The following is a 19,261-nucleotide window of genomic DNA, read 5'->3' as shown; positions in this document are numbered from 1 at the left end:
GCGGTTTTTTATCTATATAAAGGGAATCATACGATAGTAGAATGGTAGGGTAGGAGTGATAATCCATGAAAACTAGTTATTATCTATGGGTACTGTTACTTATGTTTTTAGTGATGGGTTGTTCTAGGGAAGCAGTTATCCCTGAAAAATCAGCCGATTCCCTAACGGAATTAAATAGTCACCAAGCAGAAAGTAAACCGAATAAAGTAGAAGAAAATACCGAACAGGGTCTCGATTATACGGAGTCGCATGAACCTAATCGTGTTACTTCAATCGATGAGTCCGACAAGTATAAGTCAGAACTCATGTCGATGACCTTGGAACAGAAAATAGGTCAGCTGATGATCTCAGGTTTCTCGGGCACAGATCTTTCACATGAAGAGACACAGTTAATTGCTTCAGGCCGAATCGGCGGTGTCATCCTATTTAAGCAGAATATTGAGAGCAAGAAACAGCTGTTAGAACTTATTAATGATATAAAATCAAATAATCCAGCAGAAAATAGACCGCTTTTTATCTCTTTGGATGAAGAAGGCGGGCGGGTGTCTCGTTTACCGGAGGGCAAAACGGAGTTTCCATCCAGTCTTATGATTGGGAAGATAGGAGATGCAGCTTTATCCGAAGAAGTGGGCAGAGTTATTGGAGAAGAGGCTGGTGCTTTTGGATTTAATGTAGACTATGCTCCTGTACTTGATATCTTTAGCAACCCTGCGAATACGGTAATTGGTGATCGTGCTTATGGCACCACCGCTGCAGAAGTATCCGTTCATGGGATCGCTGTAATGAAAGGACTACAGAAAACGGGTATGATCTCTGCTATAAAACACTTTCCTGGACATGGAGACACATCGGTTGATTCACATGAAAGTCTTCCGGTTGTTAACAAGACGAAAGCTCAGCTAGAAGAAAGAGAACTGATTCCTTTTCGCGAAGCAATAGAAGAAGGAGCAGACATGATCATGGTAGCTCATATCAAGTATCCAAAGATCGATTCCTCAGGAAAACCGGCATCTCTGTCTTCTGTCATGGTTCAAGATATTTTACGGGGGGATCTTGGATACGATGGAGTTGTTATAACGGATGACCTTGAGATGGGAGCAATCGAACAAAATTATGGCTCAGGAGAGGCAGCTGTTTTGGCGCTTGAGGCTGGAGTCGATATCCTTTTGTTTGGTCACACTCCAGACAAAGCATCAGAAGCATATGAGGCCATACGAACCGCAGTAGAAACGGGAAGGTTAACCGAGGCCGAAATAGATGAACATGTGCTCCGAATACTGAAATTGAAGGAAAAATATATACAATCAGATGCGAAGCTAACGGAAGACGCACTTACCAAATTTGGCTCTGATGAACATCAGCAAGTGGCGAACCGGACGAAACAGAATTGATGAGCACATCACAGAGAAGAAGCGGGGCGTGTTGTTTGAGATAAAACAAAAAGAGAGAGACAAATCATGTCTCTCTCTTTTTTTAATAATGAAATAAGCAGTGAAACGTTAGCTAAAAAACAAACCACATAAACCACTGGAATATAAAATAGACGGCTACACCCGATAGAACATACCATAATGCCTGTTTTTTCTTACCCTGAAATAACTTAAGAATTCCTAGACTTACCAAGGGAGCAATAATAATAAGGAAAAGCAGGACCGTGATGAACATCGCGGCTGAAATATCGGAAGTATCCACATAAGTCACGAGAGTTCTCTCCATTCCGTGCGTGAAGTATAGCTGCAAGTTGGAGCTTTGCAGTAATAAATGACACATAATAAGACTTATTATACCTTGGATACGGAAGGTAACGGTCCAGAAAATAGGGCGAATTTTTGTCTATTTCAGTAAATTTTTTACAATTATGATCGAACTCGAATTTGCCCGAGAAATTGGGATATGGCTCCATAAGCAGAACCGATTAAGGTCGAGTTTGCTCCAAGTTGAGCGAATTCAATATGGAGACTACGCCGATGGTAGGGAAGTGTTCGCTCTGCAACAACTCTTTGCAGTGAGCTCTCTATATATTTTTGTGCTTTTGATAAGGGTCCGCCAATAATGATGCGTTCTGGATTAAAACTATTTACGATGTTTGTTATCCCGACACCCAGCCGGTGTCCCATGCTTTTATAGAGTTCAAGAATGACCGGGTCACCTTTGGCAGCAAGGATCGTAAGATCCGAAGTGGAACGGGAAGGAAGCTGCAAGCTGGCTTCATCATATGCTTTTTCAGATGCATAAAGCTCCCAGCACCCCCGATTTCCGCAGGAGCACTGCTTTCCTTCTGCATCAATGGACATATGTCCTGTTTCTCCCGCATAACCCCATGCGCCTTTATAAAGTTCCCCATCAATTACAATACCAGATCCAATCCCAATGCCCGCACTGATGTATATCAGATGACGTGTTCCTCTAGCCGCTCCAAAATGAAGTTCACCAAGTGCTCCTGCATTGGCTTCATTATCAATCGTGACCGGGAGCTCCAGTTCTTTTTCTAACATACTTCGTAGAGGAACCATATTCCACCCAAGGTTCGGTGCAAATAGAACGGTTCCTTCTTCATCCACCATACCTGGTACTCCAATTCCTACACCAATGATACCGTGGGGTGAAGGAGGCGCTTGTAGCTGCAGCCCGTTCGTCATAGAGACGATAGAACTGCAGACGTATGAAACGTCGTGACTTGTAAGAGGCTGAACATCCTCAGCAATAATGGCACCGGCAAGATCGGTTAGAACACCTCGTATACGTTTCACACTGACTTCAAGACCCACTGCATAACCAGCGTGTTTATTGAATAGAAGCATAAGCGGTTTGCGTCCTCCACTGGATTCACCTGGACCAAGTTCAGTGACTAAATGCCCATCTATAAGTTCCGCCACAAGATTAGATACCGTTGCTTTATTTAATCCAGATAGAGTCGACACGTTGGCTCTAGATAAAGGTGCATGTTCCCGGATCGTATTTAAAATAATTGTTTTATTAATTTTTTTGACCAGAGCCTGATCTCCGGTTATTGCCATGAATCAGCACGTCCCTTCAGGATTTTACATTACATGATTTACGAAAAGTTCACGAAAACTTATCGTATTAAGAAACTTAAGTGAATCGAATTCATAACTCATTAAAAAGATAAATTTGAAACTATATAGAAAATGGAACCATTTTGATCTATAGATACTCTGCTTAAAGCAATGATCAGTGTTATGAAATGAATTCAAGTAAAGTCTATTGTACCAGAAAAAAAAGAGAATAAACAAACTTTGTTTAACCAATAGACAAAGTGGCAGAGGGTGTGTTAGTATATCGGTGTAAACGATTTCGCGAATCGGACATTAGACCAATTTAGAGGAGGGCTTTGTAACAATGGCTTATTTTGAATCCGTTAGCAAAGTTGCATTTGAAGGTAAAGAATCGAAGAATCCTTTGGCATTTAAATTTTATAATCCGGAAGAAGTCGTAGCAGGTAAAACAATGGAAGAACATTTCCGTTTCGGTATGGCTTACTGGCATACATTAACAGCGGGCGGCGCTGACCCTTTTGGTGCAGAAACTGCTGTTCGTTCTTATAATAAATATTCTGGACTTGACCTTGCGAAAGTTCGTGTAGAAGCAGCATTTGAATTCATGGAAAAAATGAATCTTCCTTTCTTCTGTTTCCACGATGTAGACATCGCTCCAGAAGGAAACAGTCTGCGTGAGTTCTACAGCAATATTGATACCATCGTAGATCTAATTGAAGAACAAATGAAAGCAACAGGCAAAAAGCTGCTTTGGAATACAGCAAACATGTTTACAAATCCTCGCTTTATGCATGGTGCAGCTTCTACATGTAATGCAGATGTATATGCACATGCGGCAGCACAGATTAAAAAAGGTCTTGAAGTAGGTAAACGTCTTGGTGCAGAAAACTATGTATTCTGGGGCGGACGTGAAGGTTATGATACGCTGCTGAATACAGATATGGCCCTTGAGCAGGACAATATTGCTCGTATGTTCCATATGGCTGTAGATTATGCAAAAGAAATCGGTTTTGACGCTCAGTTCTTGATCGAGCCTAAACCAAAAGAGCCGACAAAACATCAGTATGATTTCGATGCTGCCACTTCCATTGCATTCTTGCAAAAATATGGCCTCGATAAAGACTTTAAACTGAACCTTGAAGCTAACCATGCTACGCTGGCAGGTCATACATTTGACCATGAACTGCGTGTCGCTCGTATTAACGGTATGCTTGGATCACTGGATGCGAACCAAGGCGATCTCTTAATCGGTTGGGATACAGATGAGTTCCCAGTAGATATCTATGATGCAACACTTACCATGTATGAAGTACTTAAGAATGGCGGCCTTGGTAAAGGCGGCGTAAACTTTGATGCAAAAGTACGTCGTTCTTCTTTCGAACCAGAAGATCTGTTCCTTGCTCACATTGCTGGTATGGATACGTATGCGAAAGGTCTAAAAGTCGCTGCAAAACTGATCGAAGATCGTGTATTTGATAACTTTATCGAAGATCGTTATGCAAGCTTTAAAGAGGGTATCGGTGCTGATGTAGTAGAAGGAAAAGCAACACTCAGCTCCCTTGCTGAATACGCTCTGAATAATGAAACACCACGTGCTAATAAATCAGGTCGTCAAGAACTTCTGAAAGCGACACTTAACCAGTATATCTTGGCTGACTAATACTTTTCGGCCTTGATCATGCCAACAGGACGCCACAACGTTAGTTAGACTTTACGGATCGTCCCCGGCCTTTTTCGCCCGTATGCGAAAGGTGCGGGGACGTTTTTTATGTAAAGGAAGAAACAAGTGGACATAGAGGAGGAAGGAATACAATGAGTTATGTTATTGGGGTAGATTTAGGAACAAGTGCAGTGAAGACGGTACTGGTGAACCGCAGCGGGGAAGTTTTATTCGAATCATCACAGCCGTATCCGCTGTATCAACCCAAAGCGGGCTACAGCGAACAGAATCCAGAGGATTGGGTTGAGCAGACGTTAGTGTCTCTTCGTAAGCTCATGGAAATGTCTAACATTTCGGCTGAGGAAGTAGCAGGTCTTAGCTTTTCTGGCCAAATGCATGGACTCGTGTTACTTGATAAGGATGGTCAGGTGCTGCGCCCTGCTATTTTGTGGAATGACACACGGACGACGGCAGAATGCCGCCTTATCGAGGAAACGTTAGGGGCAGATCTCTTACAGATTGCGAAAAACCGGGCATTAGAAGGTTTTACACTCCCTAAAATATTATGGGTGCAAAAGCATGAACCTGAAATCATGGAGCAGGCAGCTGTATTCCTGCTTCCTAAAGACTACGTTCGTTACCGGTTAACTGGCGACTTTGCAATGGATTATTCCGATGCGGCGGGAACGTTGCTGCTAGATATAGCAAGCAAAAGCTGGAGTCAAACAATTGCAGAAGCCTTCTCACTTCCACTTTCTCTTTGTCCAAGACTGGTCGAGTCTTTTGAAGAGGTGGGAACCCTGCTTCCAGAGATTGCAGAAGCATCCAAGCTTACTGCAAACACGAAAGTATTTGCCGGGGGAGCAGACAATGCTTGCGGGGCGATTGGCGCTGGCATTCTGAATGAAGGACAGACGATGAGCAGCATCGGAACCTCAGGGGTTGTACTAGCTTATGAAGAACGTAAAGAACTCGATTTTGAAGGGAAAGTACACTTTTTTAACCACGGAGAGAAAGATGCTTTTTATATCATGGGTGTGACCCTTGCTGCGGGGTATAGTTTGACCTGGTTTAAGGATACTTTTGCAAAAGATCTTTCCTTTGATGAACTGCTTAGCGGCATTGATGCCATCCAAGCAGGCAGTAAAGGACTGTTATTCACTCCTTATCTCGTTGGTGAAAGAACTCCGCATCCTGATGCGAATATTCGCGCAAGCTTTATCGGCTTAGACGCCAGTCATTCTCTTGCTCATTTTGGACGTGCTGTACTCGAAGGTATCACGTTCTCTTTAAGAGAGTCCATTGATATTATCCGTGAATCCGGTAAGACAATTAATGAAGTTGTTTCGATTGGCGGCGGAGCTAAAAATGAAACATGGCTGCAAATGCAGGCAGATATTTTCAACAGCCGAATTGTGAAGCTTGAAAGCGAACAAGGTCCTGCAATGGGCGCTGCCATGCTTGCGGCTTACGGATGTGGATGGTTTGATTCTTTGCAGGCGTGTGCGGCAGCATTTATCCGCCCTGCGAAAACTTATGAGCCAAATCCGGAGACCGCTGCAGTATACAATGAACTGTTCGCGCTCTATCAGAAGATTTACGGACAGACACGTGAATTAAATGAGAAACTCGCACAGTACAGATAGATAGTGGCACCCCCAAATAACCGCTCCGAGATCTACGGGGCGGTTATTTATGTATCTATTTTTTAGGAGATGTGAAGAAGAACTAAAGAGATAGGGTTTAATTAGCGTGGCAGTTTATGTTAGAGTGTATGAGGTTTGCAACACATTTTCTAGCAAAAAGTTGGGTGTTTATCTTGAAATTTTTAATTGGGAAATATGGAATGTGATAGTTTATAGTATGATACAATGGAATAGATTGGAAATTTAGGGGGAGGTATGAATTTTGGATATAAGGTCATCGATTTCTGTGAAAAAAGTAGCGGCTGCCATGGCGGCTATTATGCTTGGAGTACATACGCAAGGAGCAATTCATAGTGTTTCCGCTGCTTCTGTCGCTGTAACAGAGACAGCAAGTGAGGCGGGAAGTGGTCAATCTTCAATTGTTCTAGACTCAAAACTTCCAAAAGGCGCAAAGATTTCGTCAGAAAAAGCTTATAACAATGTGATTGCATTGTTTCCTGAACTAAAAAAAGCAACGTTAACATCATCTAATTATGGTGGAGGGAATTCATACCCGCAGCCAGATTATAAAGTCTGGGACTTGCAATTCCAAGTTAGAATGGGTTCATCTTCACATGGATTCAGTGCTACTGTGCATGGTGAGACAGGAGAAGTTTTGTCTGTGTATTTGCCTGAATATTTGTGGGAGAAACAAGCAGACAGTGATGCTAAACGCATTTCTTATGCAGAATCTGAAGCGATCAGCAAAGCATTTTTGCATAAAGCCATCAAAGGATTATCTGAGGATGATTATGTTAAATTAGACGCTAATGGAGGAGATACGATATCTCCGCTTTTTGGTCATGCACAGTACTATTTTGTTTATCAACTTCATGTGAATGGACTGCCTACGAGTGAAAATACAGTCTATGTTACCGTACACGACAGCGGGGTTGTGACTAATTATTCGAGAAACATACCACAGTCCGACTTTCCTTCTCCTAATCCCAAATTGTCTGCACAAGAAGCAAGATCTATATTCGAAAAGAACTTTAATGTAGAGCTATCCTACATCCCTAATAAATACAGTTACAATAAAAAACATAGCAATTATTATCTTGGTTATTTGCCTTCAACAGGAATGGAATCCATTGATGCGAATACTGGTGAAACTTTTAGCGCTTATAATTCAACAGATACAAAAACAGAATATGTTACTGAGTCTTTGCCAAATGGAAATGCTTTTGTTCCTGCAAAGAAAGAACTGTCCGCTGAGGAAGCCCTGCAATTCGTAGAAAACACATTCCCGACTCCTAAGGGGTATCAGGTTTCGGAAAGCCGTTATGAGAAAAGAAGTTACCGGTCTGGAGAGCCGAGTTGGAATATCCAATGGACTAAAGAGGATAAGGATAATTCGTATATGTACATGAATGGGATCTCCGCCGAAGTTAACGCAAAGACGGGAGAAATTCAAAGTTACGACATTTACAACCATCGTATGGATAATGAGACTGAGGTCGATAAACCAGTAGAGAACAAACAGAAAATCACAGCAGAAGCTGCGAAAAAGCTGGCAATCAATAAAGTTCTGGCTCTCGTTCCAAACGCAGCGAAGGAACTAAAACTGAGTACGGTGAGCAGTTCTGACACAAGTTATTTCTTTAATTTTACTCGTTACTTAAATGGGATTCCTGTGTATGGCGATAATGTGAGCATCTCAATGGACAAAGCAGGCGCAGTGCAGAGCTTTTATTCTCAGTTCTCAGCTGATGCTGCTAATATGCCGGCTCCATCTGAACCAGCAGTGACGAAAGAGGCAGCAAAAAAGATTTTCCTTGATCGAACCAAAACAACACTTCAATACGAAGGATTTGGCGGGTATTATGGAATTCAAGGAGATAGAGAAGAAAGATCCATTAAGCTTGTGTATCATCCACATTTAAGCGATATGGACTATTACAGCAATGAAGCGCTTGATGCTTCGAGTGGCAAATGGAAACTTCTCTATGGAACTACACAGGAAAGCATTGTATCCGATATTGTAGATATTAAAGGGCACTCTGCGGAATCTCTATTACAGAAGATGGTTACCCATGGGGTGTTAACACCGAATGACGAAGGAAAGATCGAACCGGAACGCACCATTACCAAAGGGGATTGGTATACGTATTTAGCAAGAGGGCTTAATCCTGGTGTAGGAAATGACGTATATTATTCAGGAAATGATGAAGATAAGATATTCGCGGATGTGGATATAGACAGTCCTTATGCCTCTGTATTCAATCTTCTTATTAATCAATCTTGGGTTGAAGCGGATCCGGAACTAAAATTATCCCCTGAAAAACAACTTACACGCGGGGAATTAGCTGAAATGATCATGAGCGTGCTGAAGTACGATAAACTTTCTAAGTTCTATCAACAGGGAACAGATCTGGCTGCTGTAGCAGATGCCTCACAGATTACCAACAAAGGTGCTGCTTCACTAGCGATTAAGCTGGATTTGCTGCCGCTCATTGATGGACGCTTCCTGCCAGAACGTTATGTGACGGTTGCAGAAGCAGCTCAAGTACTGAATCGTCTCGCAGAGCTGCAAGGGAAACTTGATTTTTTCATGAATAGTCAGTCTTATTATCGTTATTATTAATAAATGGATGTACAGGTACTTATTTGACTTAAACGGAATAGTTATAATTAGATACAGAAAATAGCTTCCTACTAAGGGAGCTATTTTTTTTCGATGTGGATCGACAAAACTAGAAAAGAGATGCCAAGAGCGTTTGTGTTACAATATTCCTGCAAAGACTAGAGCCCATTACCCGAAGAGAGGCGGAGACGATCTTGAGGAAAAACCGTTTTGGTTTGTTAATCGTTGTACTGTTCGTCCTTGCGATCATCATTGTGATCCCCCGGGTAGTAGACCTCGATACACTATATGCAGCTTCGACAGAGAAAATAGTTACACAAGAGAGCATGCATACCGTACTGACGACAGCTATGCTGGACAGGACAGAAAGTGTGAAGTTTACGTATAAAGGAAAAATTAAAACGCTCAAGGCTACACTGCAGAAAGCAATTGAAGAGGCAATGGCAAGTGACCCCTATATTCAATACAATATTAAAAGTTATGCTTATCATTACAAAGGGAACAATGTATCAGCAGAAGTGACGATTGATCTGAAATACCGTGAAACCAAAGCCCAAACCGTGTATGTGGAACGAAGAGTGAAAGAGATATTAGAAGAGATTATCACGCCCGAAATGAATTCACACGAGAAGGTAGAAGCCATCCATGACTGGATTGTCCTCCATTTGGCTTATGATGTATCCCTGAGAAAATATACGGCTTACGATGGTCTTGCTACAGGCAGTACCGTATGTCAGGGTTACTCGTTACTAGCTTATAAGTTGTTAGAACAATCGGGAATTAAGAACCAAATTGTAGAGGGGCAAGCAGGAGGACAACTTCATGCCTGGAATCTGTTGTTGCTTGATGGCAAATGGTATCATATGGACACCACCTGGGATGATCCAACTCCTAATCAACTAGGGAAGGTGAGTTATAACTATTACTTACTCACTGACGAAGAGATGGGAAAAGACCATACATGGCAGAAACAGTATCCTGCAGCAACATCTCTATACCGTGAAACACTGGCTGTATTGCAGCAAACAGACATGAATAAGACAGCGGCGTATGATCGTTTGTATAACAAACTGGATTATGTACTCTATAATGAAGATAAAATTATACGCAGTTCTGCTGATCTGAAAGGTCTTGTAAAAGGGAAAATAAAAGAAGAACAGAAGGCAGTGCTTTTTCGCTACAGCGGGGAGAAAGCAAGACTCTTAGAGGCACTTAAGGATTTATATAGTCTAGGGCTGAATTCCGTCTCCTACTATGTGTCTGATTTTGAGGATACAGGAGATATGAAAGTAAAGGTCAGCTGGGAGTTAAAATAAGAAAAGCCTGTTCTACAACAATTGTAGAGCAGGCTTTATTATTAAGATTGACCCGTTTCGAAATCACAATCCTCAAGCGGGATTACTTTTGTTTTATACTTCCATTTGTATCCAAACCAGATGATTAGGAACAGTGGAATAGTGAAGTAAGTTGCGATGATATCAAGCCATCCTAAGTCAGCTAGATCCAAAGTGAAAATTTGGCCCACAATGACAATCATACATAAAATAAGAGCGAAGATTGGTCCAAATGGGAACCATCTTGCACGGAAAGGTAAGTCTTTTAAGTCACGTCCTTGGGCGATATAAGCTTTTCTAAAACGATAATGACTAACTGAAATACCAAGCCAGGTAATAAATCCGCACATTCCAGAAGCGTTCAGGAGCCAAGTATATACCACACCATCTCCAAACATAGATGAAAAGAAAGCCAGCATCCCTACAGCTGCCGTGGCTAAGAGGGCATAGATCGGCACGCCTTTGCCATTTAGTTTCCCAAAGATACGAGGTGCTTTACCTTCTTTAGCAAGAGCAAACAATACACGGCTGGAAGCGTAAATGCCTGAATTCCCTGCTGAAAGAACAGAAGTAAGAATAACAGCGTTCATAACCGATGCAGCGAATGCAAAACCTGCTTTTTGAAAAACTAACGTAAATGGACTGACACTAATATTGTCCACTCCCGATTTCAGCAGATTAGGGTTGGTATATGGAATCACGAGACCGATCACCAGAATCGTCAAGATATAGAAAAGCAAAATACGCCAGAATACTTGACGAATGGCACGCGGAACATTTTCACGCGGGTTTTCACTCTCACCAGCTGCAACGCCGATGAGCTCCGTCCCTTGGAATGAGAAACCAGCAGCCATAAATACACCGAGCAGTGCAAAAAATCCTCCATGCATCGGAGCATCTCCGAATGTAAAGTTAGTGAAGCCAATGGCTTCGCCGCCGATGATTCCTACAATCATCATCACACCAACGATTAGGAATATAATCACGGTAATAATTTTAATAAGAGCAAACCAATATTCAGATTCGCCGTACCCTTTAACAGAGAGGACATTCAGTCCAACGATAAGTAGTAGGAAAAGTAAACTCCAAAGCGCAGAGTTACTGTCTGGGAACCAGTATTTAATAATCAGTGTTGCCGCCGAAAGTTCTGCTGCAATCGTGATTGCCCAGTTATACCAGAAGTTCCAACCTAGCGCAAACCCAAGCGAAGGATCAACAAACCGGGTAGCATAGGTGCTAAATGAACCTGAGTCCGGCATAAATGTGGCCAGTTCTCCTAGGCTCGACATTAAGAAATATACCATAATGCCGACCGCTGCATAGGCGATTAGCGCGCCGCCGGGACCAGAGGTAGCAATGGCACCGCCGCTCGCTAGAAATAGTCCCGTTCCAATGGAACCGCCAAGAGCAATCATAGTCATATGACGGGCTTTAAGCCCTTTTTTTAGGGTGGGTGCTGGTGAGTCGTGCTGCATGTTCTAAATACACTCCTTCGATTTGAGTCAAACAATACAAAAAGACCGCGGGCAGGCACCGGCGGTCTATATCATGAATTCGGCACCATACGTTACTTTGTTAAATGTGAAGATAGCTCAACATAGCTGTTCCCTTTCACAAAGAGAATCATGCTATGACAGTTCTGTCCCTTTCGGATAACAGCCCCAACCTGGAGTATATTTCAATAGAGCATTACTCGCAGATTTCGGCAAATACGCCTTTCAGCCCGGATACCAGCGGCAGCTCATATGCCTCTCCTGGTTTACTGATCGTATTCGCGACCTCTACCTCACCGAATAACTTACGTATGATGAGGTGTATCTTAATTATGTGATTGATTGTTCATTACTCTTATTTAAAACAGATTCTAGTATAAAGGAAGGATACTTCTAAATCAATGGTACAAAATCCCTTTAATGTGAGCTAAGTGTGAAATTAGTTTTTATTACGACCGGCCATTTGCTGCCATATCGTTCCCGCAGCTTCTTCACCGGATTCAATACGTTCAAGAGCCATTCTCGCTTGAAGACTGACTTCAAATTCAGGATCTTCTACTGCTTCTTGGAGGGCTGCTTTTGCGTCCTCGGTTCCTACTTCATAAAGAAAACGCGCAGCCCGCCAGCGAACAAGTTTGCTGCTGTCCTTGAGAGCTGGAATCATGACAGGTGTGGCAGCCGCATCCCCAATATCAGACAGCGTATCCCCGGCAGTCCGGCGAACGGCAGGTGATTTATCTTGCATTGCTTCATATAATAGTTCCTGCGCTTCCGGTGTCTTTAGATCACCAAGATAGATGATCGCAAGGCGGCGAATTTGCATTTTTTCATCCTGCAGAGCTGTATGGATCATCTCGATTCGTTCTGAAGAGGGCTCCATTTGATCTAAAGCTGAATAACGAACGCGCCAGTCCTCATTTTGTAGTGCTGCCTTAATTTCATCATCTGTAAGATCCCGACGCTGCTCTATAAATTCCTCTTGATTGGCACCGTGAGCAATAGCTTGATCAATGACTTTAATGAGTCTTTCCTGTGGAAATGCGGCTTCAAGTTCTTGTTCTACTTCCCGAGCAATATCAGGCAGTTCGCCATAGCGTACTCCGTAATCAGTTAATTTACGTTCTTTAATGAGTGTGCTGGAAGCGACTTCAGTGACAGCTTTGACAAAACGATCTGATAAAGAGATCCGTTCTTCTTGAGAACCGGATTTCACCCGGATTTGCATGGGAATACCGCGGAAGAATTGAACAAACACCTCAGCTTCACCAAAATGTTCACCAGCAGCGTCATCAGGCTGGGTCCAGTTTAATTCAGCGCCTTCTTGACCCAGTTTGTTTTGAACCTCTCCAAGGATTTCAGACCAATCTGCATTTCCTTTACGGTCAAGTGCTACAAAACCTGCGGTGTGGAACACACTTTTCACTCCGCTAATGTGAAGCATTTGACGAATAAAAGCAGGGGCAGAGCGTTCATTATCGAGCGTATATGTTTTTCGAATTCCCGCCTCAAGTTGCTCATCCAAGTGAAGCATCATCGTATTTGGACTAGGCGTAGGTTCAATAGATATAATTTTCATAAGTTCAAATTACCTCCGTTCATATATAAAAAAAATGATAGTAAGCTGTTAAGAATCTCACTTAATTGTACACGAGGAATGAAATAAATCCAAAAACTATGTATTCCTATGGTAAATTGAGAAACTTCATCATATTTATGCTATAATATGTTGCCATACGGGTAAATGCGGCATAATGGCTGATGTATGCTCATTAGGCATGCATAGAACCTTACGATTCAATTAAGAAATAAATTTAATTTCATATAAAAGGATGGGATTTCTAACATGATTAGTACAAGCGGCATAACACTCCGCTACGGAAAACGTGCATTATTTGAAGATGTAAACATTAAGTTTACACCAGGTAACTGCTATGGTCTTATTGGTGCAAATGGAGCAGGTAAATCTACGTTTCTAAAAATTTTGTCCGGTGAGATTGAACCAAACCAAGGCGAAGTACACATGACTCCCGGTGAGCGCATGGCCGTACTGAAACAGAACCATTACGAATATGACCAGTATCCAGTACTGGAGACCGTAATTATGGGTCACACGAAACTCTATGGAATTATGAAAGAGAAAGAAGCGCTGTACGCTAAATCTGATTTTACAGAAGAAGATGGACTACGTGCAGGAGAACTCGAAGGCGAATTCGCTGAGCTGAACGGCTGGGATGCTGAGCCGGATGCTGCTGCGCTTCTGATTGGTCTAGGTATTCCTCGTGAAATGCACGATAGCAAAATGGCAGATCTGAGCGGTAATGAAAAAGTACGTGTTCTCCTAGCACAAGCTTTGTTCGGTAATCCGAATAACCTTTTGCTCGATGAGCCTACCAACTATTTGGATCTGGAATCCATTCAGTGGCTCGAGAACTTCCTCATGGATTACGAAGGTACTGTTATTGTCGTATCCCATGACCGTCACTTCCTGAATAAAGTATGTACGCATATTGCTGATATTGACTTTGGTAAAATTCAGCTCTACGTAGGTAACTATGACTTCTGGTATGAATCTAGTCAGCTCGCACTTGCTTTGCAGCGTGATGCAAACAAGAAAAAAGAAGAAAAAATGAAAGAACTTCAAGCGTTTATTCAACGGTTCTCCGCGAACGCTTCGAAATCCAAGCAAGCAACTTCTCGTAAAAAACAATTGGAGAAGATCCAGTTAGATGATATTCGTCCGTCCAACCGGAAATATCCGTTTATTAACTTCAAACCAGAACGCGAAGCTGGAAAACAGCTGCTTACTGTGGATCGCCTTGTTAAAACGGTAGAAGGTGAAAAAGTAATTAATGACCTGAGCTTTGTGGTGAACAAAGGAGACAAAATTGCTTTTGTTGGACCAAACAGCTTGCCTAAATCTACATTGTTTGAAGTACTCATGAACGAAACAGAAGCAGATTCAGGTGAATTCGCATGGGGTGTTACGACAACTCAAGCTTACTTCCCAAAAGACAACTCTAAATATTTTGATGGTGTTGATCTGAATCTGGTAGAGTGGCTGCGCCAGTTCTCTAAAGATCAGGAAGAAACATTCTTGCGTGGATTCTTGGGACGTATGCTGTTCTCTGGAGAAGAAGCACTTAAGAAAGCAAGTGTACTTTCCGGGGGAGAAAAAGTTCGCTGTATGCTTTCCAAAATGATGCTTAACGGTGCCAATGTACTGATTTTGGATGAGCCGACGAATCACCTTGACCTTGAATCGATCACAGCACTAAATAATGGATTGATTGATTTTGATGGTACGATTCTATTTACTTCCCATGACCATCAGTTCATTCAAACCATCGCTAATCGTATCATTGAAATTACACCAAACGGCGTAATTGATCGTACAATGAGTTATGATGAGTATCTTGATAGTGAAGAAGTAAAACAACTTCGTGCTCAAATGTACCCAGCTGAAGCTTGAGTCTAGTTTAGCTGTATTTAATACAAAAAGTCCGTATCTCTGATGAAGAGATACGGACTTTTTTAGGCTGTTAACAGAGAACCTTTTATGAACCGCCAGTACGACGACGTTGGTTATTCGGTTTTTTGTTATTTTGACTGACTAATTTTTTGGTCCCTGCGCTTTGAAATCCACCACGATTTCCGGAAGAAGCTTGTTCTTTCTTCTGTGCCAGTTTTTGTTTGATCGCATCGGCCAGGCTTATTTTGCGCTGTTCTTGACCTTCACTCATACGATACATCCTCCTAAGAGATGTTTAGATTGCTTATCTGATATCCATCTCATTTTATACGTTTTTAAATACGGGAACAAGGGAAAGAATAGTTAAAGTGGGTTCGGAGGAAAGTGAAGAATAGTTGCGCTAACGAAAAAAAGTTTATCTAATCATACAGCCCTGCTATAAAGCAACAATTTTTCGCACTGACTACAGCAATGTGGGACGGCAACACTGTTTCTGTAGACCCACTCGCTTACCGTTTGGTAACATAGGTAGACCATGTTTACTGACTTATCGTTTTTATGGATAAAGTTAATTTGAGGGAGTGTCTTTTTCGTTGAACGCATATGAAGATATAAAAAGAGGAGAGCGCGGTGCCTGGATCAGTATCGGAGCTTATCTTGTCTTGTCTGCTTTTAAATTATTTTGTGGGTTTCTATTTAATTCTAGTGCGCTGAAAGCTGATGGTTTAAATAACATGACTGACATTGTAGCCTCCATTGCTGTACTGATTGGTCTTAAAATCTCAAGAAAACCACCTGATTCGGATCACGCTTATGGACATTTTCGCGCAGAGACCGTAGCGGCAATGGTGGCATCTTTTATTATGGCGATGGTTGGTATTCAGGTATTGATTGATGCAGGCAAAGGATTATTCGAAGGAAGCAGAGAAATTCCAAACGCTTGGTCGGCAGCAGTAGCAGCGGTTTCAGCCATTGTCATGATTTTTGTTTATCTATATAATCGCAAACTTGCAAGGGAAATCAAAAGTCAGGCGCTTATGGCAGCTGCCAAAGATAATTTATCGGATGCCTTGGTCAGTGTAGGTGCAGGGATTGGCATATTGGGGGCGCAACTTGGTCTGCCATGGCTTGATACGGTAGCGGCTTTTGTTGTCGGTCTCTTAATTTGTAAAACAGCCTGGGATATATTTAGAGAGTCAACGCATAGTTTAACGGATGGTTTTAACGAAGAAGAACTGCTTGATTTACGAAGCACGATTGCCAAAACTTCAGGAGTCCAAGGAATTAAGGATGTAAAAGCTAGACTGTATGGAAGCCATGTTATGGTGGATGTCGTCGTAGAAGTAGACCCGAATTTGAGTCTGGTGGAAGGGCATAAAATCAGTGACACCATCGAAGAAAATATGAGACGGCACCATAACATTATGCATGTTCATGTACATGTAGAACCTAAAATGACGATACACTGAGATCTCATCGATCTAGTAGGATTGATGTTAAGAAAAAGGGTGCCCGCTGTAAGTTTATAACTTACAGCGGGCACCCTTACGTATGGTATAAAGGACGATTTTAATTGTGGATCAGGTTATTTTCCTGTGTTCACCCACGCAACACCTTTCCAAGTGTAAATTTCAACCCATGTATCACCAGTGATGCGGTTTGTTATTTCGTTACCTGTAACGGAAACGAATTGTGAACTCAATGCACCAAGAGCTTTTCCGTTCGGTGTATCGTAGAAATATGTTGTTTCTGTAATTTCCAAAGGAAGCAGTGGAAGGTCAATTCCATCACCTGGTTTTACAAGGACCGTATCTTCGGTTGTCTCTGTAGAAACAACAGTAGTATTTGTTGGCTCGTTAGAGACAGTAGTTTCTGCAGTAGTAGCATTTGGAGTAGTAGTAGTTGTTGTCTCGGTAGAAACGGTTACAGCATTCGTAGTTGGTGTAGTTGTCGTTTCCGTTGTTTCAGTTGCTGCACTTGCAGCTCCTGCGAAAGAAGCGGTAAGGGCGAGAGCAGCTGTAATAGCAATCATTTTTTTCATTTGTTTTCCTCCTAAGGATATATGTAGTAGTTTGTTCTGTGATAACAATAACCAACTTAGCTAGGAATTGAAACACAGAAAATAACAATTAATTCAATATTTATCCATCATATGCATTTTCCTTGTTTGATCACATAAAAAAGCTGCTAGCAAAGGCTAGCAGCTTTTTTATGTTTTTATTTATGTTTTAATAACCCGTCAGGCTCGCGTTTTCCCCATAATAAGAGAAATGACGAAGAGTACCAAGAAGATAAAGAAGAGTACTTTAGCAATGGAAGCTGCTGCCTCTACGATACCAAAGAATCCGAAGATACCAGCAACAACGGCAATAATCAAAAAGATAAGAGTCCATTTTAGCATGAGAATCAATCCTTTCTATTTTTTAATTACGATAAGAAATTCCGAACGGCCCTAGGAACGATCGTGCCTGATCCTATGTATGAGTAGGTGAATTCCAATGAACATCAGCAATTTCTTCTCGTTTTGTAGTTTTTATTAACCGAGTGAACTTCGGGTGAAACAAAAAAGGAAGGATACCAAATAAGAGTCAGCGTTGTTTGAATTTCCCCTTCAAATAATAGATAGATGCTTTTATAAATAATTTGGCGATTTTTATATTTCGTGAGCTCGCCCTCTTGTTTCGAGACGGTACATGGCGGGTAATTCTCGAATAACAAACATTAATGATGAAGAAACGAAAGCGAGGTTGTGTAATATGTTGTGGCAAATTAGCGTAGCTATTATTGCGGTTGCTTTTGCTGTACTGGTTGTTTTCCTGATTAAGACATTAAAGACAGCTCAAGAATCCCTGGATAATGTATCGAAAACATTGAAAGAAGTTCAAGGTACGATCGATGAATTAGGTTATGAGGTAAAACAAACCGTTCGTCATGCTAATGAAATTACAGTAGATGTGGAACAAAAAATGAAACAAATTGATCCCGTTATGGTATCGGTGAGAAATTTAGGCGAAGTTCTTGCAGAAGTAACAGGTGCTGCTAAACAAGTATCAAGTACGGTAATGAGTAAGTTTCAACACAAAAAAGAATCCGGTAATGTGGTAAGAAGCAGTCGAGTAGCAGAAAAACAAGCTTCCGAAGTAAAGGCTTTGCCTGCTGCTGGAGGAACTTCAGCGGGAATCGTAACACCGAGTCTTGCTCATCATGAGAACTCAACAAGTAAAAAGTGGCTCAATTATGTTGATATTGCTGCAGATACTTGGAACAAAATCAGACGTTAATTTAAAAAGGATGTATGTAGAAAATCTTGCCATAGCGATATAAAAAAGGATCCCTAACAGGATAAACGTACGTGCGGCAGGATGGTACAGCATAAGGAGAAGAAGAAAGGGTGAGAGATGATGTTACAAACTATGCTAATCATGTTGGCGCTCACATCTCCCTTTTCCGTTCAACCTACGGCTGAACCTGCCGCAATGTGGCAAGGCAATCAATCAGTAGAGTTGGCGGTAAAGAAGTCGGCACCAACTCAAATACTGCCGATCGAGCAGCAAAATGAATTTAAAACGGTAAATGATATTTCTTTACAAGATACCAAGTCAGAGGTACTGAGCAAGAAAGGGTATCCCGAGCAGACGAAAGAAGACTTAATACTTGGTAGTAGAGAGTATATTTATGATGATGTGACGATCGGTATTATAGATGGAACGGTTTCCTATATTCAGGTGAAGAAAGATGCAACGTACTTAAAGGTGAATGATGTATATATGGAACTTACTCCGCGCAGCATTAAACATACGCTTGGAGAACCAGATTTCATTGCTGAAGATGGAGATGTGTACATTAAAGGTCACCAGGCTGTAAAAGTCTATTTGGATGAAAATCAGCATTTGAAACAAGTGGAATTTTTTGATGAAGCCTCTTTTTAGGGAAAGTAAGATCATGGTTTCAAAAGAAGCAGGATCGTTTATATACTAAGTAAACATTTGAAAGACTAGAGGTTTCTAAGGAGCGTGAAT

16 protein-coding genes and 1 riboswitch are annotated in these 19,261 nt (G+C 41.7%); of the genes, 9 read left to right on the top strand and 7 right to left on the bottom strand.

The features are described 5' to 3' along the window. Window positions 1–65 precede the first annotated feature (65 nt). On the top strand, window positions 66–1,391 hold the full coding sequence (gene nagZ / locus KJS58_RS18475; protein WP_213534691.1) for a beta-N-acetylhexosaminidase: 1,326 nt from the start codon (window positions 66–68) through the stop codon (window positions 1,389–1,391). Between the two features lie 112 nt (window positions 1,392–1,503). On the opposite strand, the gene KJS58_RS18470 is transcribed toward nagZ, so the two are convergent. Next, entirely contained in the window at window positions 1,504–1,701 is a 198-nt protein-coding gene (locus KJS58_RS18470; RefSeq protein WP_211749725.1) for a hypothetical protein, read from the bottom strand. Window positions 1,702–1,856: 155 nt separating this feature from the next. After that, window positions 1,857–3,017: an ROK family protein gene (locus KJS58_RS18465; protein WP_213534689.1), complete on the bottom strand. Its 1,161-nt coding sequence runs from the start codon at window positions 3,015–3,017 to the stop codon at window positions 1,857–1,859. 343 nt (window positions 3,018–3,360) lie between these two features. On the opposite strand from KJS58_RS18465, the gene xylA reads away from it, so the two are divergent. The 4 genes from xylA to KJS58_RS18445 all read left to right on the top strand — a co-directional run bounded on the left by xylA (window position 3,361) and on the right by KJS58_RS18445 (window position 10,262). Then, window positions 3,361–4,677, top strand: coding sequence for a xylose isomerase (xylA, locus tag KJS58_RS18460; protein ID WP_213534688.1), 1,317 nt, complete (start codon window positions 3,361–3,363; stop codon window positions 4,675–4,677). A gap of 152 nt (window positions 4,678–4,829) precedes the next feature. Then, window positions 4,830–6,323 carry a xylulokinase gene (gene xylB, locus KJS58_RS18455; RefSeq protein ID WP_213534686.1) on the top strand — a complete coding sequence of 498 codons (1,494 nt, stop codon included), beginning with the start codon at window positions 4,830–4,832 and terminating at the stop codon, window positions 6,321–6,323. A gap of 262 nt (window positions 6,324–6,585) precedes the next feature. Continuing rightward, window positions 6,586–8,946: a YcdB/YcdC domain-containing protein gene (locus KJS58_RS18450; RefSeq protein ID WP_213534685.1), complete on the top strand. Its 2,361-nt coding sequence runs from the start codon at window positions 6,586–6,588 to the stop codon at window positions 8,944–8,946. Window positions 8,947–9,140: 194 nt separating this feature from the next. Continuing rightward, complete coding sequence (locus KJS58_RS18445) at window positions 9,141–10,262, top strand: transglutaminase domain-containing protein (RefSeq protein ID WP_249717617.1); 1,122 nt, start codon at window positions 9,141–9,143, stop codon at window positions 10,260–10,262. A 41-nt stretch (window positions 10,263–10,303) separates the two neighbouring features. Here the strand turns inward: KJS58_RS18445 and KJS58_RS18440 are convergent, their stop codons facing one another. Both KJS58_RS18440 and KJS58_RS18435 read right to left on the bottom strand, forming a co-directional pair. Continuing rightward, window positions 10,304–11,755: an amino acid permease gene (locus KJS58_RS18440; protein WP_213534683.1), complete on the bottom strand. Its 1,452-nt coding sequence runs from the start codon at window positions 11,753–11,755 to the stop codon at window positions 10,304–10,306. A 105-nt stretch (window positions 11,756–11,860) separates the two neighbouring features. Next, a riboswitch (Lysine riboswitch) is annotated at window positions 11,861–12,072 on the bottom strand. A 140-nt stretch (window positions 12,073–12,212) separates the two neighbouring features. Further along, complete coding sequence (locus tag KJS58_RS18435; RefSeq protein WP_213534681.1) at window positions 12,213–13,349, bottom strand: virulence factor; 1,137 nt, start codon at window positions 13,347–13,349, stop codon at window positions 12,213–12,215. Between the two features lie 267 nt (window positions 13,350–13,616). On the opposite strand from KJS58_RS18435, the gene KJS58_RS18430 reads away from it, so the two are divergent. Further along, window positions 13,617–15,242, top strand: a complete 1,626-nt coding sequence (locus KJS58_RS18430; RefSeq protein WP_213534679.1) for an ABC-F family ATP-binding cassette domain-containing protein — start codon at window positions 13,617–13,619, stop codon at window positions 15,240–15,242. A gap of 85 nt (window positions 15,243–15,327) precedes the next feature. Here the strand turns inward: KJS58_RS18430 and KJS58_RS18425 are convergent, their stop codons facing one another. Next, on the bottom strand, window positions 15,328–15,513 hold the full coding sequence (locus KJS58_RS18425) for a hypothetical protein (protein ID WP_213534677.1): 186 nt from the start codon (window positions 15,511–15,513) through the stop codon (window positions 15,328–15,330). A 322-nt stretch (window positions 15,514–15,835) separates the two neighbouring features. Between KJS58_RS18425 and KJS58_RS18420 the strand changes: the two genes are divergently transcribed. After that, window positions 15,836–16,711, top strand: a complete 876-nt coding sequence (locus KJS58_RS18420) for a cation diffusion facilitator family transporter (protein WP_213534676.1) — start codon at window positions 15,836–15,838, stop codon at window positions 16,709–16,711. 495 nt (window positions 16,712–17,206) lie between these two features. On the opposite strand, the gene KJS58_RS25860 is transcribed toward KJS58_RS18420, so the two are convergent. After that, window positions 17,207–17,359, bottom strand: coding sequence for a hypothetical protein (locus KJS58_RS25860; protein ID WP_483874593.1), 153 nt, complete (start codon window positions 17,357–17,359; stop codon window positions 17,207–17,209). Window positions 17,360–17,481: 122 nt separating this feature from the next. Next, complete coding sequence (locus tag KJS58_RS18410; RefSeq protein WP_160035785.1) at window positions 17,482–17,643, bottom strand: DUF1328 domain-containing protein; 162 nt, start codon at window positions 17,641–17,643, stop codon at window positions 17,482–17,484. 355 nt (window positions 17,644–17,998) lie between these two features. Here KJS58_RS18410 and KJS58_RS18405 point away from each other — a divergent pair, with 355 nt between their 5' ends. Beyond that, on the top strand, window positions 17,999–18,523 hold the full coding sequence (locus tag KJS58_RS18405; protein WP_213534672.1) for a DUF948 domain-containing protein: 525 nt from the start codon (window positions 17,999–18,001) through the stop codon (window positions 18,521–18,523). 117 nt (window positions 18,524–18,640) lie between these two features. Continuing rightward, window positions 18,641–19,171 carry a hypothetical protein gene (locus KJS58_RS18400; protein ID WP_213534670.1) on the top strand — a complete coding sequence of 177 codons (531 nt, stop codon included), beginning with the start codon at window positions 18,641–18,643 and terminating at the stop codon, window positions 19,169–19,171. The last annotated feature ends 90 nt before the right edge of the window (window positions 19,172–19,261 follow it).

The organism is Paenibacillus sp. J45TS6 (genome assembly GCF_018403285.1).
Classification (GTDB): Bacteria; Bacillota; Bacilli; order Paenibacillales; family Paenibacillaceae; genus Paenibacillus.
The sequence above is the reverse complement of the archived record's forward strand: the minus strand, read 5'-3'. Positions and strand labels throughout refer to the sequence as shown.

What these genes read in the sequence shown, in the direction of transcription:
- KJS58_RS18465 (WP_213534689.1), bottom strand. Translation starts at nt 3,017, where the DNA reads ATGGCAATAACCGGAGATCAGGCTCTGGTCAAAAAAATTAATAAAACA.
- nagZ (WP_213534691.1), top strand. Translation starts at nt 66, where the DNA reads ATGAAAACTAGTTATTATCTATGGGTACTGTTACTTATGTTTTTAGTG.
- KJS58_RS18425 (WP_213534677.1), bottom strand. Translation starts at nt 15,513, where the DNA reads ATGAGTGAAGGTCAAGAACAGCGCAAAATAAGCCTGGCCGATGCGATC.
- KJS58_RS18400 (WP_213534670.1), top strand. Translation starts at nt 18,641, where the DNA reads ATGATGTTACAAACTATGCTAATCATGTTGGCGCTCACATCTCCCTTT.
- xylA (WP_213534688.1), top strand. Translation starts at nt 3,361, where the DNA reads ATGGCTTATTTTGAATCCGTTAGCAAAGTTGCATTTGAAGGTAAAGAA.
- KJS58_RS18405 (WP_213534672.1), top strand. Translation starts at nt 17,999, where the DNA reads ATGTTGTGGCAAATTAGCGTAGCTATTATTGCGGTTGCTTTTGCTGTA.
- KJS58_RS18430 (WP_213534679.1), top strand. Translation starts at nt 13,617, where the DNA reads ATGATTAGTACAAGCGGCATAACACTCCGCTACGGAAAACGTGCATTA.
- KJS58_RS18410 (WP_160035785.1), bottom strand. Translation starts at nt 17,643, where the DNA reads ATGCTAAAATGGACTCTTATCTTTTTGATTATTGCCGTTGTTGCTGGT.
- KJS58_RS18435 (WP_213534681.1), bottom strand. Translation starts at nt 13,349, where the DNA reads ATGAAAATTATATCTATTGAACCTACGCCTAGTCCAAATACGATGATG.
- KJS58_RS18440 (WP_213534683.1), bottom strand. Translation starts at nt 11,755, where the DNA reads ATGCAGCACGACTCACCAGCACCCACCCTAAAAAAAGGGCTTAAAGCC.
- xylB (WP_213534686.1), top strand. Translation starts at nt 4,830, where the DNA reads ATGAGTTATGTTATTGGGGTAGATTTAGGAACAAGTGCAGTGAAGACG.